Source organism: Cupriavidus basilensis (assembly GCF_008801925.2).
In the GTDB taxonomy this organism is placed as follows: domain Bacteria; phylum Pseudomonadota; class Gammaproteobacteria; order Burkholderiales; family Burkholderiaceae; genus Cupriavidus; species Cupriavidus basilensis.
Genome location: NZ_CP062803.1, coordinates 2,484,567 through 2,502,219, shown reverse-complemented (window position 1 = coordinate 2,502,219; position 17,653 = coordinate 2,484,567). Strand labels below are relative to the sequence as shown.

General features: G+C 61.6%; 23 protein-coding genes, 1 tRNA gene and 1 pseudogene. 17 read left to right on the top strand and 8 right to left on the bottom strand.

Annotation, left to right across the window (positions count from 1 at the left end; all coding sequences use genetic code 11):
- From F7R26_RS11310 to F7R26_RS40950, 14 genes and pseudogenes are all read left to right on the top strand, one after another.
- Positions 1–963 carry a hypothetical protein gene (locus tag F7R26_RS11310; RefSeq protein ID WP_193692060.1) on the top strand — a complete coding sequence of 321 codons (963 nt, stop codon included), beginning with the start codon at positions 1–3 and terminating at the stop codon, positions 961–963.
- Positions 960–1,625: a phage baseplate assembly protein V gene (locus F7R26_RS11305; RefSeq protein ID WP_241754302.1), complete on the top strand. Its 666-nt coding sequence runs from the start codon at positions 960–962 to the stop codon at positions 1,623–1,625. The genes F7R26_RS11310 and F7R26_RS11305 overlap by 4 nt, the downstream gene beginning before the upstream one ends.
- On the top strand, positions 1,622–2,002 hold the full coding sequence (locus tag F7R26_RS11300; protein WP_150993035.1) for a GPW/gp25 family protein: 381 nt from the start codon (positions 1,622–1,624) through the stop codon (positions 2,000–2,002). The genes F7R26_RS11305 and F7R26_RS11300 overlap by 4 nt, the downstream gene beginning before the upstream one ends.
- A 1-nt stretch (position 2,003) precedes the next feature.
- Positions 2,004–3,143 (top strand): baseplate J/gp47 family protein, encoded by a 1,140-nt coding sequence (locus tag F7R26_RS11295; RefSeq protein ID WP_150993037.1) that lies wholly within the window; start codon positions 2,004–2,006, stop codon positions 3,141–3,143.
- Entirely contained in the window at positions 3,144–3,815 is a 672-nt protein-coding gene (locus F7R26_RS11290; RefSeq protein WP_170302027.1) for a hypothetical protein, read from the top strand. It abuts the gene before it with no gap.
- A gap of 850 nt (positions 3,816–4,665) precedes the next feature.
- Positions 4,666–6,066 carry a gp53-like domain-containing protein gene (locus F7R26_RS11285; RefSeq protein WP_170302028.1) on the top strand — a complete coding sequence of 467 codons (1,401 nt, stop codon included), beginning with the start codon at positions 4,666–4,668 and terminating at the stop codon, positions 6,064–6,066.
- An 11-nt stretch (positions 6,067–6,077) separates the two neighbouring features.
- The gene (locus tag F7R26_RS11280; RefSeq protein WP_150993039.1) at positions 6,078–6,473 is read left to right on the top strand and encodes a tail fiber assembly protein; all 396 of its coding nucleotides are present in this window, start codon (positions 6,078–6,080) and stop codon (positions 6,471–6,473) included.
- An 81-nt stretch (positions 6,474–6,554) separates the two neighbouring features.
- Complete coding sequence (locus tag F7R26_RS11275) at positions 6,555–6,965, top strand: hypothetical protein (protein ID WP_206702488.1); 411 nt, start codon at positions 6,555–6,557, stop codon at positions 6,963–6,965.
- The gene (locus F7R26_RS11270; protein WP_193692059.1) at positions 6,958–7,503 is read left to right on the top strand and encodes a glycoside hydrolase family 19 protein; all 546 of its coding nucleotides are present in this window, start codon (positions 6,958–6,960) and stop codon (positions 7,501–7,503) included. The genes F7R26_RS11275 and F7R26_RS11270 overlap by 8 nt, the downstream gene beginning before the upstream one ends.
- Before the next feature lie 86 nt (positions 7,504–7,589).
- A complete protein-coding gene (locus tag F7R26_RS11265; protein WP_150983668.1) occupies positions 7,590–8,081 on the top strand; it encodes a hypothetical protein in 492 nt (163 codons plus the stop codon).
- Positions 8,068–8,487 carry a hypothetical protein gene (locus F7R26_RS11260; RefSeq protein WP_150983667.1) on the top strand — a complete coding sequence of 140 codons (420 nt, stop codon included), beginning with the start codon at positions 8,068–8,070 and terminating at the stop codon, positions 8,485–8,487. The genes F7R26_RS11265 and F7R26_RS11260 overlap by 14 nt, the downstream gene beginning before the upstream one ends.
- The gene (locus F7R26_RS11255) at positions 8,484–8,741 is read left to right on the top strand and encodes a hypothetical protein (protein ID WP_150983666.1); all 258 of its coding nucleotides are present in this window, start codon (positions 8,484–8,486) and stop codon (positions 8,739–8,741) included. Before F7R26_RS11260 ends, F7R26_RS11255 begins: the two co-directional genes overlap by 4 nt.
- A 336-nt stretch (positions 8,742–9,077) precedes the next feature.
- Complete coding sequence (locus F7R26_RS11250; protein WP_150983665.1) at positions 9,078–10,283, top strand: hypothetical protein; 1,206 nt, start codon at positions 9,078–9,080, stop codon at positions 10,281–10,283.
- Positions 10,284–10,699: 416 nt separating this feature from the next.
- Positions 10,700–11,038: pseudogene (locus F7R26_RS40950) on the top strand (DNA adenine methylase); the annotation flags it as partial.
- Between the two features lie 153 nt (positions 11,039–11,191).
- Here F7R26_RS40950 and F7R26_RS11235 read toward each other — a convergent pair.
- The 8 genes from F7R26_RS11235 to lexA all read right to left on the bottom strand — a co-directional run bounded on the left by F7R26_RS11235 (position 11,192) and on the right by lexA (position 15,573).
- Entirely contained in the window at positions 11,192–12,430 is a 1,239-nt protein-coding gene (locus F7R26_RS11235) for a hypothetical protein (protein ID WP_150983662.1), read from the bottom strand.
- Between the two features lie 108 nt (positions 12,431–12,538).
- Complete coding sequence (locus tag F7R26_RS11230) at positions 12,539–13,180, bottom strand: SOS response-associated peptidase (RefSeq protein ID WP_150983661.1); 642 nt, start codon at positions 13,178–13,180, stop codon at positions 12,539–12,541.
- On the bottom strand, positions 13,170–13,592 hold the full coding sequence (locus F7R26_RS11225; protein ID WP_150983660.1) for a hypothetical protein: 423 nt from the start codon (positions 13,590–13,592) through the stop codon (positions 13,170–13,172). Before F7R26_RS11225 ends, F7R26_RS11230 begins: the two co-directional genes overlap by 11 nt.
- Before the next feature lie 20 nt (positions 13,593–13,612).
- Positions 13,613–13,879 carry a hypothetical protein gene (locus F7R26_RS11220; RefSeq protein WP_150983659.1) on the bottom strand — a complete coding sequence of 89 codons (267 nt, stop codon included), beginning with the start codon at positions 13,877–13,879 and terminating at the stop codon, positions 13,613–13,615.
- Entirely contained in the window at positions 13,867–14,169 is a 303-nt protein-coding gene (locus tag F7R26_RS11215; protein WP_241754301.1) for a hypothetical protein, read from the bottom strand. The genes F7R26_RS11220 and F7R26_RS11215 overlap by 13 nt, the downstream gene beginning before the upstream one ends.
- Positions 14,170–14,456: 287 nt before the next feature.
- Positions 14,457–14,532, bottom strand: a tRNA-His gene (locus F7R26_RS11210).
- Positions 14,533–14,637: 105 nt separating this feature from the next.
- Positions 14,638–14,808 (bottom strand): hypothetical protein, encoded by a 171-nt coding sequence (locus tag F7R26_RS11205; protein WP_170301734.1) that lies wholly within the window; start codon positions 14,806–14,808, stop codon positions 14,638–14,640.
- Between the two features lie 108 nt (positions 14,809–14,916).
- A complete protein-coding gene (gene lexA / locus F7R26_RS11200; RefSeq protein WP_006163593.1) occupies positions 14,917–15,573 on the bottom strand; it encodes a transcriptional repressor LexA in 657 nt (218 codons plus the stop codon).
- A 228-nt stretch (positions 15,574–15,801) separates the two neighbouring features.
- Here lexA and F7R26_RS11195 point away from each other — a divergent pair, with 228 nt between their 5' ends.
- The 3 genes from F7R26_RS11195 (at position 15,802) to priB (ending at position 17,650) form a co-directional block, all read left to right on the top strand.
- On the top strand, positions 15,802–16,800 hold the full coding sequence (locus F7R26_RS11195; protein WP_150983657.1) for an asparaginase: 999 nt from the start codon (positions 15,802–15,804) through the stop codon (positions 16,798–16,800).
- A gap of 101 nt (positions 16,801–16,901) precedes the next feature.
- On the top strand, positions 16,902–17,276 hold the full coding sequence (gene rpsF, locus F7R26_RS11190) for a 30S ribosomal protein S6 (RefSeq protein ID WP_006163598.1): 375 nt from the start codon (positions 16,902–16,904) through the stop codon (positions 17,274–17,276).
- A 74-nt stretch (positions 17,277–17,350) separates the two neighbouring features.
- Positions 17,351–17,650 (top strand): primosomal replication protein N, encoded by a 300-nt coding sequence (priB, locus tag F7R26_RS11185; RefSeq protein WP_150983656.1) that lies wholly within the window; start codon positions 17,351–17,353, stop codon positions 17,648–17,650.
- Positions 17,651–17,653: the final 3 nt, after the last annotated feature.

Here is a 17,653-nt window from a genome sequence, read left to right as displayed (position 1 = left end):
ATGACAAAGGCCGGCAGCCTGTATGCCTATGACCACGTGCGGATGGTCGATCAGCGCAGCGAGTGGGACTTGCTCACATGGCTGGCGTCGGAAGAGGGGTTCATCTGTTACGTGAAGGGGCAGGAACTGCATTTCGAGCCGCGGCAGGAAGACACGCTGCCAGTGGTGCCAGTGGACAAGGCTGCCCTGCAGAAGGAGTTCGACGAGGTGTCGGCAGCGTGGCGGGCCGAGCAGGAGAAGGCGAAGGTCCTCAACAAGGCGGCGCTGGCCGACTCCGATGCGAAGGATGCTGCGGTGGCCGCCGGCGACGACGCCGCGGCTGCAGCCGCGCAGCAGGCGGGGCTCGCCAAGGTGGCAGAGGCGACGGCAACCCTGGATAGGGCGCGCGGGCTGTACAAGAAGCGCTACCACGACCTGAACGAACAGCTCAGCGGCATCTCGTCTGCACCAGTGGGCGGGCCTTCCAACGTTTATGAGCTGCGCTGGGTCGTGGACGACCAGGGGAACCCGTCGGCCAACGTGCGAGATCTGCGTTTGTCCCGCAGTCTGACGGTCGCGAAGGGCGTCACGGTAGTGGTGCGGTCCTGGCACCTGAAACCGAGCAACAGGATCACGGCGTACTACCCCAGCCGGGGGAAGACGATCCAGCCGGGCAAGGCGTCGCCCTTCGGAAACCAGCAAATCTACACGTTCAATCGCGGCGGCATGGATCAGGATCGGGCCAACACGTTCGCGCAGCGGATGCACCGCGAGATCACGCAGCACGAGATGAAGTTGCGCGCGCGGCTGCCGGCCGACAACGTGCTGACGCAGACCACCCTGGTGCGCCTGACTGGCACCGGGACCGCCTTCGATCAGGATTACTACGTGGATGGCATCACGCGCCAGATGAGCCTGGAAGACGGCTACGTGATGGACATCTCGGCCAAGAACCACAACCCGGACTCGGTACCGCCCCTATGATGCAGCGCTTTCGCAACCAGATGGCCCTTGCTGCCGAGCTGGCACAGGCCGGGCGGGCGGAATGCTGCGTTGGCATCGTCACCAGCTACGACCCCGGCACCGCTTCGGCGCGGGTCCGCCTGGAACCCGCCGACCCGGACTTTCCCGACCGGACCCTGACGGGGTGGCTTCCGGTTGCCTCGCCATGGGTCGGCAATACCTGGGGACTGGACGCACCGCCAAGTCCCGGCGATCAGGTCGAGGTGAAGTTCTTTGGGGGCGAAATCGAGACTGGCTACGTGTGCGGGCGACTGTATAGCGATGTGGCGAGGCCACCCGGCGCGCCGTCTGGAGAGTTCTGGATCGTGCACCAGTCCGGGTCGGCGCTGCGATTCAAGAACGACGGCACCGTCGAGGTGGTGGCACAGACCACGGCCAAGTACACCGCACAGCTGCACCACTTTGTCGGGCCCGTGCAGATGGACAACACGCTGCTGGTCGAGCAGACCATCACCGGGCAGGGCGGCATGGCCATTTCCGGTGACAACGGTTCGGGCGCCACCTCGACGGTGACCGGCAACCTGGACACCACCGGCACCATCCACAACAACGGCGTCGACATCGGCAGCACGCACCGCCATAGCAACGGCAACGGCGGCGCCAACACAGGCATACCGGTATGACCCAGCAGCTTCTCAACGACATCGACCACTGGGTCGGGAACGACCTCGGCGTCTCGCCGACCGGCGATCTCGGACAGGCCAGCGGTGATACGCGCACGCAGCAACGCATCGTGCGCCGATTGGTCACCAACCCAGGCGAGTACATCTTCCACCCGGAATACGGTGCGGGCCTGCCGGCCAAGATCGGCCAGAACGCCGATCTGCCTGCGCTGCGCGCGCTCATCCGCAGCCAGGTCCTGATGGAAGACGCAGTTGCCCGGCAGCCCGAGCCCGAGGTGGACCTGCAGCAGATCAATTCCGGCTTCGCCGTGACCGTCCGGTACACCAGCGCGACCACGCGCAAGCCGGTAACCCTCAGCTTTGACGTGAACCGCTGACATGGCCATTTCCACGAAGGACTTCACCACGCTGGTGCGCGAGAGCGTGACGGCCATTCAGGGCTATGCGAGCGTCCTCCTCGATCTCACGATCGGGTCGATCCTGCGTGCGGTTGTCGAGGCGAACGCCGCGGTGACGGTCTGGCTCGAAAGCCTGATCATGCAGGTCCTGGCGATCACGCGGGCGGCCACGTCAAGCGGTGCCGACCTGGACAGCTGGGTAGCCGACTTCGGCGTGAGCCGGCTGCCGGCCACATACGCGACCGGGCAAGTCACGTTTTCTCGCTTCACCGCGACGCAGCAGGCTGTGGTGCCGGTTGGCACCACCGTCCAGACGGGCGACGGCACGCAGCAGTACGCGGTCGTCGCTGACATGACCAATCCGGCCTACAGCGCCGCGCTGGGCGGCTATGTCCTGGCGGCGGGCATGCCCAGCGTGAGTGTGCCCGTCCTAGCGGTAGTGGCCGGCGCGGCCGGCAACGCTGTGATCGGGGCGGTCTCGGTGATCGCCGGGGCGATTTCGGGCGTGGATACCGTCACGAACGGCGCCAGCTTTGCCAATGGCGCTGACGCTGAATCGGACCCAGCCTTGCGCACGCGCTTCATCGCCTACATCCGCAGCCTGTCCAAGGCAACAAAGGACGCGGTGGGCTACGCCATCACGTCCCTCAAGCAGGGCGTCACGTACGCACTGGTCGAGAACCAGACCTATGCCGGCGCGGTGCAGATGGGCTACTTCTATGTGGTGGTAGATGACGGCACCGGTGCGCCCGGCAGCACGTTCCTCGCCACCGTGTCGAACGCGATCGACGCGGTGCGGCCGCTATGCAGCAGCTTCGGCGTGTTCGCGCCGGCACTGTTGAATGCCTCGGTGGCAATGACCTGCACGATCGGCGCGGGCTACGACGGCGCCGCCACGCGGCAGCTCGTTGTGACGGCGTTGACCAACTACATCAACGCGCTGCCGCGCGACCCGGTGACGCAGACCATGACGCTGCCCTATAGCCGCCTGGCACAGGTGGCCTACGATGCGTCGCCAGGGGTCACCAACGTGACGGGCGTAACTCTGAATGGCAGCACGGCTGACCTGGTGGCCACGGCCAAGCAGACCGTCAAGGCCTCTACGATCTCGGTGGCATAAATGGCAGTCGGTGATCAAAACGATGTCTACCGCCGGCTGCGCGGCTACCTGCCGCGCTGGTTCCCCGATGAGAACCAATCCCCGGTCATCACCGGCCTGCTGCAGGGTCTGGCCTACACAGGCGCGTTCATCTACAGCCTGCTCAGCTACGCGCGGCTGCAGACGCGCATCAAGTCCGCCACCGATGGCTGGCTCGACATGATCGCGGCCGATTTCTTCGGCTCGGCGCTGATGCGCGCGGCAAACCAGTCCGACGACTCATTTCGAGCGCGGATCCTGATCAACCTGTTCCGCGAGCGGGCGACGCGCGCGGGGCTGATCCGGGTGCTGCAGGACCTGACGGGTCGCACACCGGTGGTGATTGAGCCGACGCGGCCGGTGGACACCGGGGTGTATGGCGGCCCGCTGATCGGGTACGGCGTGGCAGGGGCCTACGGCTCGATGCTGATGCCATTCCAGGCTTTCGTGACGGCCTACCGACCGGTGGGCACCGGCATTCCCCTCGTGGCGGGCTACGGGATCTCCACTGGCGGGTACGGGCAGCCGTCCCGCGCCTCGTACGCAGCGCTCTCGATGATCCAGGGCGGCGTGACCGACGCGGACATCTACGCCGCGATCGACAGTATTAAGCCGGTGGCCACCATCGTTTGGACGCGTATTGCACAGAACTAGCTCATGCCGCCTCGTGGTCACGCCGCCAACTGCAGTGTCAGGGTGGCGTGCGAGCTGGCCGCCGATGAACTGTTGGCGCTGGGCGGCATCATTGTCACGCCGGCACCGGGGACGCCTTATCGAGTGTGGGCGTGAGTCGGTGAGGTGCCCGCCCCGTAGGTTCTTGCACCAGGAGTTTTTAGTGGAGGACTGCTCTTGATGGCCTCCTCTAGTAGATCCGCGAGCGCTCGGATTCGTCGCTCGGCTAGTTGCTGTGCCGTGAGCTGTATTTGCTGAGTCGCGGTTGAGCAGCTGTTCGCGTGCATCACTGCAAGATCCTTGTGACAGAGAAGTTCGGTGGGAAGGGATAGCAAGTCCCAATCTAACGGGCCGTCGGTATTTTGCGTTGATGTAGCTGCTGGACGATCCCCCAAGACGGGGGAATCTGCAGCGCCAACGATGGCAGGCAGCGCGCCGGACCTAGCCACCTGCTGCTCACCTAAATGAATCAGCCACTCGTCGCCTAATTGGCCAAGGGCGTATCGCCAGGATCCACGCGCAGATTAGCGGGCCTACAGCCGGAATGATTGCGAGGAAGGCAATTGACGTGGGTAGGTGCGTGCGCGCAAAGATTCGGCGAAGAGGGAAAAACCAGAGCAACTGGAAAGCGAAGAGGCAGGCGAGTTGGGTCATATCAGCAACTGAGGCTATCGAGTCCGGAGCCAGATTGGCGGCAGGAATAGTGCGCCGATTGCCCGGAAATCGCTCCCCTACAAAGGGGGATATTTTGAGCGCCCTAGCGTCTCAAGATCACAGACACCAGATCATTCACAGCCCGCGTTGCGCGGGCTTTTTCATTTCCGGAGCCTAAATGGACCGCCAAACCGTCTACCCGGGGCAGATCCCCCTCGAAACGGACCTGCTGAACACCAACAAATTCGCCATGATCGCTCTGGCGAAGCTGGCTGCGGTCATGCTGGGTACCGCCGCCGTGGTGAACGGCCTTGGCTGTGTGCCGACCGGCCCGGCATCGCTACAGGTGATCGTGAACCCTGGCGAGATATACGCCCTGGCGAACATCGACGCCACGGCCTATTCCTCGCTGCCGGCGGACACCTCGCACAGCATCCTGAAGCAGGGCATCTCGCTCGACCCCGTGACGCTGAGCTGCCCGGCGCCGGCCACCGCCGGCCAGAGCGTCAACTACCTGATCCAGGCGGCCTACCTGGATTCCGACACTGGCCTGATCACGCTGCCGTACTACAACGCCAGCAATCCCACGCAGGCCTGGTCCGGCCCGGGCGGAAGCGGCGCCCAGCAGGCGACCGCGCGCAAGGGAATCGTTAGCATTTCGGCAAAGGCTGGCGTGGCGGCCGCCACCGGCACGCAGACGACGCCGGCCCCGGATGCGGGCTATACCGGCCTGTGGGTGGTGACCGTCGCCAACGGCCAGACGACCATCACCTCGGCCAACATCGCCCAGGCTGCGAACGCGCCGATCTTGCCGGCCGACCTGCTGCATGCGATCCAGCAGAACGCGTTGACGACTGCGGTGGATACCGGCGCGGCCAACGCCTACGCCGTCAGCTACAGCCCCGCCATCACTGCGCTGACCGATGGCATGGTGCTGTGGTTCAAGACCAAGACCGCGAACAGCGGCGCCTCGACGCTGAACGTCAACAGCCTGGGCGCACAGCCGCTGGTCGGCGGCGCGCACAGTGCGCTGCAGGGCGGGGAGATTGTCGCTGGCGGTAAGTGCCAGGCGGTCTGGCGCGCGGACATCAGCTCGTGGGTGCTGATTGAGTGCACGGGCGGCGCGCTGCAGGTGGCAGCGCCTGTGCAGAGCAACCATGCGGTGAGCCTTGGGGCAGGTGACGGGAGGTATGCGGCCCTTGCCGGGTTGGCTAGCCAGCTGTTCGCAGTAGCTGGGCCAACTGCGACTCAACATGCGGTCAACCTTGGGCAGTTTGCGGCAACCCTCTCGGCGAACGGCTACGTGAAGATCCCGGTCATTGCAGCGGGCGTTAAGTACAACTTGATTCTGCAGTGGGGGCAGGTGAACGCAGTGACTGCGGCTGGTGGCTCTAATGTTACCTTCCCCATCGCATTCCCAAATGCTTTCCTCTCAGCTGTCGCCTCATTCGTCAACAGTGGTGGTGTTTCGACAGCGTCTGCGGGGGGATGGGGCATTCCGTCAACAACCGGGATGACACTGTTTAACAACGGGAACGGCGCGGCTTCCGCGATTTCCTACTTTGCTATCGGCTGGTAAGGCGCACGACCATGAAAACTTTCTACTCGAAAAGCACTGGCGGCTTCTATCCCGAGGATCTGCAGGATGCCTATGAGGCGGCCGGGACATGGCCGGGCGACCTGGTGGAGGTCGCGCCTGAAGAGTACGCGGCGCTCATGGCCGGGCAATCGGCCGGGAAGGTCATTGATGCTAACGCCTCCGGACACCCAGTGGCCATTGATCGACCCGGGCCGAGTGATGCAGATATAGCTGCCAACGCACGTGCGAGCCGCGACGCCTTGCTGGCGGCCACCGATTGGACGCAGCTTCCGGACGTTCCTGCCGCGACAAAGGCCAAGTTCGCGGCATATCGCCAGGCACTTCGTGACGTGCCAGAGCAGCCTGGATTCCCCCGCGCGATCGCATGGCCGTCGGCACCTTCCTGACCGATGATGCTTTCAATGGCCACCTCCGGGTGGCTTTTTCATGCCCGCCCCGAGTGGGCATTTTCTTTTCCGGGGTCACAAATGTCCGAACCAATCAGCGGCGGTGCCGCAGCCGGCGCGGCGGGCGCTGCTGCCTTCAAAGCCTTCGGCGGCCCGGCGGCGGTTGCCGCCGGCGCATCCGGTCTCGCCGCCCTCGTAGTGATGATGATGATGACTCCACGAAGCCCAAGAGAGTGGGCGGTAGGGCTGATCTCTACCGTCGTTTCCAGCGTGGCCGGCGGCGCGGCCGTCGTGCAGAAGTTCGGGCTGCAGGCCTGGACGCACGACTACATCGGCCTGGTGGCGCTGTTCGGCGTTGTATTCGCCTGCGGCCTGCCGGGCTGGGCTATCGTGCGCTGGCTGTTCAACTTCATCGAGCGCCGGCGCGACAAGGACCTGGCCGAGGTGGCGGGGGAAGTGCGCGATGCGGTGACGAGGGGCAATCATGGCTGATGCACTGGTTACCGCTGCGCAGTTGCGCGCCATCATGCCGCTGGCCGGCGCGCGCGCCGACGCGTTCGCTGCGCCGCTGGCCGCCGCGATGCTGCAGTTCGAGGTCAACACGTCCACGCGCGCGGCTGCGTTCCTCGCCCAGGTTGCGCACGAGTCCGGGCAGTTGCGCCTGCTGCGCGAGATCTGGGGGCCGACGCCTACGCAGCGCCGGTACGAGGGCAGGGCGGATCTGGGCAACGTCGAGCCCGGCGACGGCAAGCGGTTCATGGGGCGCGGCCTGATCCAGGTCACCGGGCGGAAGAACTACCTGCTGTGCGGCTTCGGCCTGCACCTGGACCTGCTGACGCAGCCCGAGCTGCTCGAGCTGCCCGTGCACGCGGCGGCGTCTGCCGGCTGGTACTGGCACACCCACAACCTGAACCGCTTTGCCGATGCGGGCGACTTCGTGGGGCTGACGCGGGCCATCAACGGTGGGATCAATGGCATTGCCGAGCGGCGCGCCTTCTGGGCGAAGGCCAAGGCCGTGCTGGGCGCCTAGTCTCCCCGTCGCAGTTTTTCCCCAGACATCCAGCATTTTTCTCATTCCAGCCGCCTTCGGGCGGTTTTTTGCATTCTGAGGCCCTTATGGCTGTCACCGATACCCACGAAGAGAAAGAGACCCTGGCGGTCGACGTGCTTCTGCCCGGGCACGAGGCGCGCACCACGACGCCCCTGTTCCTGCATTCCAAGAAGGCGTTGATCGAGCGCGAGGGCGGCCGCTGCTTCATCTGCGGCGAGACGGCAGAAGAGAGCGGCCATCCGCTCGAGGCCCACCACCATCCTATCGAGCGCTCGCTGGCGAACATGATCGACTGGGCCAGCGTGGCCACATTCGCGCGCGCCGGCGCGCTGGGGCCGCACGCGGCCGTCTTCGACTGGGACCACTTCGACCCGGCCAACCCGTACAGCTTCGTTGACGACATGACGGTCAACGGCCTGCTGCTCTGCAAGGCCCACCACACCGGCAAGGACGAAGGCATCCACGACATGCCGTTCCCGCTCTGGATCGCCCAGAAGTACGCCAGGGAAGGCTACCAATTCACGCCCATGGAGGTGATTCACCATGCTGATTCTTGAAGCCATTGGGACGGCTACCAAAGCCGTCTTCGCCACGCCCGAACGGATCTTCTTCGCCGCGGTGCTGGTCGTGCTGGCACTGGCCGGCGGCTCGGTCTGGGTCTATCGCGGCGAGCGCGACTCGGCGCGCGCGGAGCTGGTGAAGGCCCGGGCCGACCTGGCCAAGGCCAAGAGCGATAACCAGGCGCTAGCGGCATCCGTTTCGACGCAGAACGCCGCGGTGGCCGGCCTAGAAGCGCAGGCCAAGATCCGCCAGTACCAGGCCGCGAAGGCCGACGCCGAAGCGCAGGCGACCCAGTCCAAGTACACGCTGCTGGCCGGCAAGATCCAGGCGCAGGCGCCCGGCGCCAACCAGTGCGCATCGCTGCACGGGCTGCGCCAGACTTTCGTGAAGGAGCGCCCATGATCCGCGCGCTGATGTTGTGCCTGGTGCTGGCCGGCTGCGCCGCCGCGCCGCAGGTGATCGAGAAGCCGGTGGAGGTGAGGGTGCCGGTGGCCGTGCCGTGCAAGACGGCGAAGATCCCCGAGCCGAACTGGCCGCTGGCGAAGGTGCCGGAGACGGCCAGCGACTTTGAGTTTTTCCGGGCGGTGCTGGTGGAGCTGGCGCTGCGTGCCGGGTATGAGGTCCGGTTGAAGGCAGCCGTGGAGGCATGCCAATAAAAAAACACCGCCCACATGCGGGGCGGTGGCGAGGGTCGCAAAAGGGCCAGGTAGGAGCCTCGCCCTGAGTCGAAATCCTAGCGCCTTGTCTGTAAAAATTTCCTTAAATTTATCCCGCCAGCACGAGAAAGTGCGCGTTGGGTATGAGGTCAGGCTGGATGCGGCTGTGGCGGCTGGCCGTTATGACTCGCAGCTCCGCGTCTCCAATCAACGGGGTGAGAACTTTAAAAATGGAATAGACTCGGTTGGCAACGCAGACTTTGCGATGCGAGTTGCTTGTGATGTTGGATATGTCTTGGTGGGGCCTTCAATTTTTCCAGAGCAACCACAGAGGGAATGGAAATGAAAAGAATAAAAGAATTTCTGTCGTGTATTTTTGCGGTGTTTGCCTTGATCTCTGCCGCGTATGCGCAGGGCGGGGCGGGGCAGTTAAATCCATCTTATCCATATCAAAGAACGTTTGCGGGCGCCAAGGTTATCGGGGTATATAATGGAGTTGTATATGGACTTCAGTTTGGTCAGAGCGGTACGGTGCCGGGGTACGATAATTTTTTGTATAGTAATGACCAGGGAAATACTTGGATTAATACTGGGGTTTCGTCTAGTCAGGCGTTGGGTAACGCTGGGAGCGTTATCCAGATGGTGTTTCAGTGCAATATGCAGTTCATAATAACAAATAATGGGAAGATATATAGAAACCAGCTGAATGCTTGGTCGAATTGGGCTGACGTTTCCGTTCCAAATGTTCCCGCAAATACCACGGGTCGCCCCGATAGTTTGGCTTCAAATGGGCTGTATCTTTATTATGGAAACTACAACGGAGATACAAATAATCCTGGGGTCGGTGCGCATGTCTATTCTTCTCCAAACTGCGGAACCTCATGGTCGGAGGTATTGGCAACGAATGGTCGGCATGTACACGCCATTGGTGCTGATCCCTCAAATATTAGCTCGATTTGGGTAAGCATAGGCGATGGGGGCTATGCAGATGCAGGACTCTGGCATTCTTCTAGTTCGGGAAGCGGGGGGTCGTTTGTACGTGTATCAGGCAATCGATATGGTATTGACCTTGCATTCCCGCCTCAGGTTAATGGCTTGCCAGGATGGGTGCTTCTCGAAGGCGATGGATCGAATCCGAGTGGATTATTTGCGCCGCCCGTTGTAATGGCATTCGATAAGGCCAATCTAAGTGGTTCACCCGGAATACTTAATTCCACTACAGAGGGATTGATTTGGCCGAACTCCAGAAAGACTTCTCCTACCATACCTGGGTGTACCCAGGCTTCTTACTGGGGAGGGAGCGGTGCCGGTATTAGTGTGACATCCGAGGGAAATCTGTTTTGGATAAACAGCAACGAAGGTGATCCTTGCATCAGAACCGGCGTTTGGTTGGCGCAAGGGCCGGATTTTACTTCATGGGCGCTTTTGGAAGAGCTCACTGGGCAGATTACGGGGTGGGAGTATTACAAGACTTTCGAGATTGGGCCGTATCTTTTTAATAATATATACAGAATTAAAAAGCCACGATTCGTAGGGCAGTAAAATTGACCCGGCGGCCGGACTCGCCAACAAGGCGTTGGCCGCGCCGCCGTAGTTTTCACGCAAAGGATTGTCGCTGTATCGTTTGGAGACCTTTTTCGGGCGGCTCAAGGGCACACCACCAATGCCTAAGAGCAGATATGGCACTCGTCGGCACCGTGGAGTATCCGCGGCGTCGACTTCTTAATGATGAACTGAGGAAACGCTCAAGCGGCGCGGCACTTGCCCGCTTGACCTTCACCCAGTCCCGGGACCACGCGCCGGCCTGATAGGCGCCACCGCAGATCCCGGCGCTGCCGGTGGAGATGGTGAAGCGCGAGCCGAACTTGCTCCAGAGGCTGCAGCAGCTCTCGACGCCATCGCCCGAGACGGCGACCGCTGCCGGTGTTAGCGCACCGCCGGCGGCCGCCGGACACACTGCCTACATCGAGCAGTTGGACTGGGCGGTGTGCATGGCACGCTACAACCGCGCGCATACGCTGTTCTACCTGGATCCGCCGTATTAGGAAACTGAGGGCTATGGCGTCGGCTTTCCGCTCGCGCAGTACGAGCGCATGGCCGACATGATGCGCGAGCTCAAGGGCAAGGAGATTGTCAGCCTGAACGACCACCCCGAGATCCGGCGCGTCTTTGCCGATTTCCAGATGGAGTCGCTCGACATTGAGTACCAGGTGGGTGGTGCCGACAAGCCGGCTGTGCGGCGCGAGCTGATCATCTACAGTTGGGATCGCCAGGCTGAGCCGGTTGGACTGTTCTAGCGATCAGCTCGGTTGGAAAGTCGGATCGGGTGAGAATGGCCGGCGGTCGAAGCCCCTCTTGTGCCTTTGTTGGATATGTTGTAGCGACTAGGGGGCTTCGCGGCCAGCTGCGGGCAGATAATGTTGGTTGGTAGCGAGCTATATATCGCTTTGCTATTTCCCTTTGGTGCTCGATAGTATGTCTTTAAAGGCATCAAGAATCTTTTCTGGCGGCAATTTCTCAAGCGCTTTTTCAAGTATCTCGCTGATGGGTGAGGCCGGTTCATTTTTTGATAAAACTCTCACGGGGTTGGCGCCGAAATTCTTGATCGCGTACTCTCGCAGTAGTTGTAGCATTTCTCCGTCGTCGCCCATTTCATTTCTGTAGCCGACGAATGAATGGGCGGCAGCTTCCTTAAATGCGTAGTCTTCAGTCAGTCTTAGAATGTGTCCATATTGCTTCGCCGAAAACCACGTGAGCCAGATGAATGGAGCTAGGAGTAGATATTTCGAAAGACCAACAATTAGCGCTGTCTTTTCTGATGAAAATTCAACTGAATTTGTCTTTGTGTCGTGCCAAATAAATGCGCCAGAGAGGACAAGAAATGTAATGCCGATCAAGAACAGTGCGGCCCACAAAATCTGAGTTCGATCTAGGCTCTCGCGGCGATCCTTGAACGATTTCGCAAGAGCAATTTTGCTTGCTCCTTCTAGTGTGCCCTCAATGTCGGAGCGCTTGTCGTCAAATTGCTTGAATAGCTTCTCTTGGGCGATTGAGGCGGTACTTAGGGAAGCTACATATTGATCGACTTTCAGCTTCTCGGCTTCCGCTGCGGCCGCGCTTGCTAATGCATTTGTTTGTGCGGTTGCTGACGTCCTTTCTGCGCTGCTGATTAACTCAGACCTGTCGAGGATTTCCTTGGTGATTTTCTCGGCATCAGATGCTATTTTTTGAATCTTCTTTTGTTGTCCTAGTATTAATTTGCTGACCTCTTCTATTTCGTGGCGTTTTGCTAGTGTTTCTCCAATGGCTGGTGATGGCGGAAATCCATCCTGCTCTGTAGGTATTAGCCATTGTAGCTGGCTTCGCAGTCCCCATAGGTGACTGACGATGGTGGGTGTGGTTTGAGAAAGCCATGAGATGCCATTGGACTTGGCGGTACTCATATAAGACTCTATTTGCTGCGTCGAGTTTGTAATGGGGGGCCACAGCAGCGACATTAATACCTGGTCTTTTTGGTACTTCTCGACGGAGGCAACCGCCGCGATCAATGTCTCGAACCAGTCCGTAATTTGTTCCGTTGGGACGTTCATATTGCTTCCCCCGAGTGCTGTCGCACCCAGGCCGGGAGCCATTTCATCCCAAACACTTTTCGCAGCCGTCAAGCGACCGGCGAACTCTGTCTCACTCATCTTATCCCCCTGTTTGAATTGCTCGTCATTATGCCTAATGACGGGGTAATGAGTGGGAGAGTGCTGTTGAAGGAGTTGCTTTCTTGTTGTGGCGCCCTTTCTATGGAGCTACTTGCCCACTGGCGTGCGAGGCGCCGGCTCGGCTGTCATCTTCGAGGCAGGGTAGGGCTGCATGAGACTTCGGGCCTGCTCAGGATCTCTGCAGGTCAGCCAATCGTCCCATTCCGCCCGCGGCACGATGACGATCATCCGTTTTTCCTTGCCCGGGGCATGGAAGCGGTTCATCAGCGGATGCTTGTCCGAGTTGATGGTCAGCATGGTGAACGAGATGGCACCATCTGGCCAATCCCGCCACAGGCCGGCGATGGCGAACTCAGGTTCGTCCTTCAGCCAGATCCGCCAGCGCACCGACTTTGCTTGCCCCTCCGCATAGAACGGCTCGTAGAAACTGGTGGCTGGCACCAGGCAGAGCTGACCCTTCTTCCACGGCCCGGAGAACGACCGCTTCTCGCCGACCGTCTCCGATCGCGCGTTGGTGGTGTCAAACTTGGCTACGCCAGGCGGGATGCGCGTCTTGGGCACCATGCCGAACGTCCCCACCAGGGCCTGGCGCGCGCCGTCGGCGCCGGCCACAACTATCGGCGCGGCATAGTCCGGCCAGGTTTCAGGCGGATAGTCGATGGGCGGTGGCTCGACGCCGAAGACGTCGCGCAGCAGCTGGCGCTGCACCGGGGCATAGTTAGTGCACATCCTCATCTCCTGGCAGGGGCGTTAGTGGCAGCACCCGCCGCGCCTTCTCCGAGACGCGCCGGTGCTTGTCCTGCGCATCTTGCCACGTCGCCGAGGTGAAGATCTTGTCGATGCCGCCCCCGGACAGGTGGGTAAGAAAAACTGGCTTGTCGTTCATCTTGTCCGGCCATGGGCAGAAACATGTCCAGACGCGGGCATCCTGCTCGGGAAGGTCAGTGCGCAGCACGAAGCGTTTGAACCAGCCCCTCAGAAATTCATGATGCGCGTTGCCGTCCAGCGTGTGGACTGGCTGGCCGTGAGGGTCCAGGACGTACAGCTGCATGCTGAAGGGGTCGCCATAGGCATCCGGCGTGCCGCCGCGAACGGCGTGGCGTAGCGCGCGTACCCAATTCTCTGGGGTGTTGGGTGGCATGGCGAGGCGGCTGCTGCTAGTCAGCGGCGCGGGAACCGCGCGCGCAGCGGCGTCTTCACCGCCGGCCGGGCCACCTTGATCCGATGGTGCTGGCCGTCCTGCTCGAAGGAGAGGTAATCGGCCGTCCACACCATCTTCTCGATGTGGCGCGTCTCGATGCCGTGCACGGTCACGGCGCTGGCTGACACCGTGACGCCTTCGCAGTCCAGGCGCAGCTCGGCCGTGTCGCCGGGCAGGAACTGGGTTTCCAGGAAGATCGATGCCGCCTGGTAGGTCACTGGGAACATGCCATCTCCTGCCGGGTGGCGTAGTGGCGTTCGCCGCGGGTGCGTAGTCGGATGGTGTTCGGGCCGAGGATGTCAGCGCCATAGGCGAGGCAGAAGCTCAGTCGCGCACCGTCGTGTTCGAACGCCAGGCGGTCGATGGTCCACGGCAGCGCCTGGATGGCCGCTGTATCGACACCCATCAGGTGCAGCGTGGCGCCGGCGGCCTGAGCGGCGGCCTCTACCTCCGGGTTCCAGGTGTCGGCCGTGAGCAGCGGATCGTCGATGGTGAGGCGGGGGCGGCGGATGGCCAAACGCGCAGCCCCGTGGGACTGACTATATAGATAGACGGTATCGGGGGCGCAGGCGAACATGTCTCTCTCACTAGATACTGTATGGATGTCCAGTATAGGAGTCGTCCTAAGCCAAGCGCGGATAGTTGAGTTAACTGTATGGATATACAGTGTTGATGTGCGATGCGTCGAGCCAAAGCAAAAAGCCCACCGAAGGGGTGGGCTTTTCAAGTTCCAAAAATTGGAAGATGTTCTTCCAAAATTCTGGCTAAGTTAGCAACTGCAAACCTCGCTAACCTTATATATTCTGGGGTGGCTGATGGGACTCGAACCCACGACGACAGGAATCACAATCCTGGACTCTACCAACTGAGCTACAGCCACCGTCGATGTCGTTCTGCTTGGTGCCGAACGACGAAGAACAAGATCATACAATGCCAAAAGCCGGATGGCTAGTACTCTGCACAAATTTTTTTCAGTGCCACCTGCTTAACCCGCCAGCTTGGAGGATTCCTCCAGCTCGAGCATTCGGCAGATAGCGGCCATGCTGCCAACCATGGTGCGTCGTTGCGCGCCCTGGTAGATGCGTACGCCTTTGGACTGGCGGAAGGGCACGGGCTTGACGGGGCGGCGGGCGGAAAGGCGGTTGGCTGGCAGCATGGCTACACCTGGTGACTTGCAACAACAGTTAGCGGTACCCGCTATGCGGGTGCGTTGGCACAATCGGGTGTCGGCTTGTACGGGGTTAGCCCGCCTCAGCCGCACTCGTCAGAAGGCGCCGGGGCGGATGAGGCCGACGGCGATGCCCTCCAGTGAGAACTCTTCGCGGCCGGCTTGCACGATGATGCTGGGGAAGTCGGGGTTCTCGGCAATCAGCTCGATGGTGTCGCCGCGGCGGTTGAGGCGTTTGACGGTGACGTCGTCGCCCAGGCGGGCGACAACGATCTTGCCGTTGGCGGCTTCGCTGGCGCGCTTGACGGCGAGCAGGTCGCCATCGAGGATGCCGGCGTCGCGCATGCTGAGGCCACGCACCCGCAGGAGGTAATCGGGTTGCACGTCGAACACCGAGGCGTCGACCTGGTATTGGCGATCGATGTGTTCGGCGGCGAGGATCGGGCTGCCGGCTGCAACGCGCCCGACCAGTGGCAGGGTTAGTTGCATGACGCCGGCCATAGGCAGGGAAAACTGGTCGGGTAGCTCCGAGTCGCTGCGGGAGACCTTGAGGCGGATGCCGCGGGAGGCGCCGGGGGTGAGCTCGATCACGCCTTTGCGGGCCAGGGCACGTAAGTGTTCCTCGGCTGCATTGGGTGAGGAGAAGCCGAACTTGGCGGCGATCTCAGCGCGCGTGGGCGGGAAGCCCGTGTGCTGGAGGCTGCTGCGGATCAAGTCGAAAATCTGCTGCTGTCGCGGTGTCAGGGTCGCCATGGTCGCCGATGTTTGGAAGCACTGTATGTTTAAACAGTATGCTGTGATTTTATACAGTATCGAGTGAAGTGCAAGCGGAATTTTTGGGAGTTTGCGCATTGACAGGTGCGTTCCACGAATCTTGGCGCGTGCCGTGATGTGCGGGCAGAGGGATTACAATCCGCGGCACCTGAAGCGTGTTGCGCTGCTTGCTGTTCAACTTTTCTGGTTCCCGACCACTTTCCCGCCATGTCTCTCCTGCCTCGCGTCGTCGTGCTCGCTACTGGCGGCACCATTGCCGGTTCTTCCTCCAACCCAGCTAGCAGCGCGAAGTACCAGGCGGCGACGGTGCCGGTGACAGCGCTGCTCGACGCGGTGCCGGCGCTGGGCGCGGTAGCTCGGATCGAGGCCGAGCAGGTTGCGCAGGTAGATAGCAAGGACATGTCGTTCGCGCTCTGGTCCACGCTGGTGGAGCGTGTGGCGTACTGGTCCGCGCAGCCCGATGTGTCGGGCATTGTCATTACGCACGGCACCGATACCCTGGAAGAAACGGCCATGCTGCTGCACCTGGCTTGCGTGGGTACGGTGCCAGTCGTGCTGACGGCTGCGATGCGGCCGTCGACCTCGTTGTCGGCGGATGGCCCGTTGAACCTGCTGGATGCGGTGCGCGTAGCAGCGGATGCTGGCGCGACGGCCAAGGGCGTGCTGCTGGTGATGAATCAGGAGATCCACGCAGGGCGCGATGTGATGAAGGCGCACACATCGGCGGTGAATGCGTTTGTGTCGCCGGTATCTGGGCCGATTGGCTTTGTTCAGGACAACCTCGTGCGCTTTGTGCGTATCCCCAGCCGCTTGCCGGTCAAGGCCTGGCCGGTCCCTTGCGCATGGCCGCAGGTCGAGATCGTGGCTAGCTATGCGGAGCCGGGCCGGATCGTGGTGGATGCCTTGGCGCGGGCGGGCGTGGCAGGCCTGGTCGTGGCGGCCGCTGGCAACGGGTCCGTCCACCAGTCGCTGGTGGAGGCGCTAACCGATGCTGCTGGCGCGGGCGTGGCAGTGGTGCGCAGTTCGCGCACAGGAGCGGGGCATGTGGCGATTCCTGCGCCTCCCCGGCCGGCGTCGGGCGTTTTTGTTTCGGCCGGCGACCTCAATCCCTATAAGGCGCGCGTACTGCTGGCGCTGGCGCTGGCTGCGGAGCCTGGATTGGCAAAGGATCCGGCGGCGCTGCAGGCACTATTCACCGAAAACTGAGGCGGCTTGCTCCCGATAGCAAAAGCACGCTATACTTTAAGGCTATTCAACCTTGCTGCACCGGACATGGCGCTCGGGCAGCTTATCCAAAAGGAGCGTCAATGCGTCATTACGAAATCGTATTTATCGTCCATCCGGACCAGAGCGAACAAGTCCCGGCCATGATCGAGCGTTACAAGACGCTGGTCACGTCCCAGGAAGGCCAGATCCACCGCGTGGAAGACTGGGGTCGCCGTCAGATGGCCTACATGATCCAGAAGCTGGCCAAGGCTCACTACGTTTGCCTGAACATCGAATGCGGCAAGGAAACCCTGGCTGAACTCGAACACGCGTTCAAGTTCAACGATGCAGTGCTGCGCCACCTCATCGTTCAGACCAAGAAGGCTGAAACCGCACCGTCCCCGATGATGAAGGAAGTGCAGCGCGAAGAAGCTCGCAAGGCCGCGCAACAGACCAGCGAAGTCCAGGCCGCCTAAGTGCGGACTGTTGTGGTTGCCGCCGGCGTTGATCGCCGCGGCGGCAAGTGCGGGCATCGGTGCGGGAGAGTGCGTTGAACCAGTTAAGGCTCTGCGCAACGCTCGCGGAACGCGATGCCTTGCGTTACACCCCGGCCGGGGTCCCCGTGGTCAACTGCATCTTGCAGTACGCGGGCGAGACGGTCGAGGCGCAAACGCCCAGGCAGGTGGAGTTCTCCATCGCCGCCATGGGAATTGGTCAGATCGGCCAGCGGCTTGAGCGTACCCCGCTCGGCGCGATGCTCGACTGCGAAGGATTCCTGGCCCGCAGGCACCGCAACAGCAAGGCTCTCGTCTTTCACATCACTGGATGTAAAGCATTCGAAAAGGATTGAATC

Bases quoted from the DNA above. Each gene is read 5' to 3' on its own strand.
- F7R26_RS11310 (WP_193692060.1), top strand. From the start codon at position 1: ATGACAAAGGCCGGCAGCCTGTATGCCTATGACCACGTGCGGATGGTC.
- F7R26_RS11305 (WP_241754302.1), top strand. From the start codon at position 960: ATGATGCAGCGCTTTCGCAACCAGATGGCCCTTGCTGCCGAGCTGGCA.
- F7R26_RS11300 (WP_150993035.1), top strand. From the start codon at position 1,622: ATGACCCAGCAGCTTCTCAACGACATCGACCACTGGGTCGGGAACGAC.
- F7R26_RS11295 (WP_150993037.1), top strand. From the start codon at position 2,004: ATGGCCATTTCCACGAAGGACTTCACCACGCTGGTGCGCGAGAGCGTG.
- F7R26_RS11290 (WP_170302027.1), top strand. From the start codon at position 3,144: ATGGCAGTCGGTGATCAAAACGATGTCTACCGCCGGCTGCGCGGCTAC.
- F7R26_RS11285 (WP_170302028.1), top strand. From the start codon at position 4,666: ATGGACCGCCAAACCGTCTACCCGGGGCAGATCCCCCTCGAAACGGAC.
- F7R26_RS11280 (WP_150993039.1), top strand. From the start codon at position 6,078: ATGAAAACTTTCTACTCGAAAAGCACTGGCGGCTTCTATCCCGAGGAT.
- F7R26_RS11275 (WP_206702488.1), top strand. From the start codon at position 6,555: ATGTCCGAACCAATCAGCGGCGGTGCCGCAGCCGGCGCGGCGGGCGCT.
- F7R26_RS11270 (WP_193692059.1), top strand. From the start codon at position 6,958: ATGGCTGATGCACTGGTTACCGCTGCGCAGTTGCGCGCCATCATGCCG.
- F7R26_RS11265 (WP_150983668.1), top strand. From the start codon at position 7,590: ATGGCTGTCACCGATACCCACGAAGAGAAAGAGACCCTGGCGGTCGAC.
- F7R26_RS11260 (WP_150983667.1), top strand. From the start codon at position 8,068: ATGCTGATTCTTGAAGCCATTGGGACGGCTACCAAAGCCGTCTTCGCC.
- F7R26_RS11255 (WP_150983666.1), top strand. From the start codon at position 8,484: ATGATCCGCGCGCTGATGTTGTGCCTGGTGCTGGCCGGCTGCGCCGCC.
- F7R26_RS11250 (WP_150983665.1), top strand. From the start codon at position 9,078: ATGGAAATGAAAAGAATAAAAGAATTTCTGTCGTGTATTTTTGCGGTG.
- F7R26_RS11235 (WP_150983662.1), bottom strand. From the start codon at position 12,430: ATGAGTGAGACAGAGTTCGCCGGTCGCTTGACGGCTGCGAAAAGTGTT.
- F7R26_RS11230 (WP_150983661.1), bottom strand. From the start codon at position 13,180: ATGTGCACTAACTATGCCCCGGTGCAGCGCCAGCTGCTGCGCGACGTC.
- F7R26_RS11225 (WP_150983660.1), bottom strand. From the start codon at position 13,592: ATGCCACCCAACACCCCAGAGAATTGGGTACGCGCGCTACGCCACGCC.
- F7R26_RS11220 (WP_150983659.1), bottom strand. From the start codon at position 13,879: ATGTTCCCAGTGACCTACCAGGCGGCATCGATCTTCCTGGAAACCCAG.
- F7R26_RS11205 (WP_170301734.1), bottom strand. From the start codon at position 14,808: ATGCTGCCAGCCAACCGCCTTTCCGCCCGCCGCCCCGTCAAGCCCGTG.
- lexA (WP_006163593.1), bottom strand. From the start codon at position 15,573: ATGGCGACCCTGACACCGCGACAGCAGCAGATTTTCGACTTGATCCGC.
- F7R26_RS11195 (WP_150983657.1), top strand. From the start codon at position 15,802: ATGTCTCTCCTGCCTCGCGTCGTCGTGCTCGCTACTGGCGGCACCATT.
- rpsF (WP_006163598.1), top strand. From the start codon at position 16,902: ATGCGTCATTACGAAATCGTATTTATCGTCCATCCGGACCAGAGCGAA.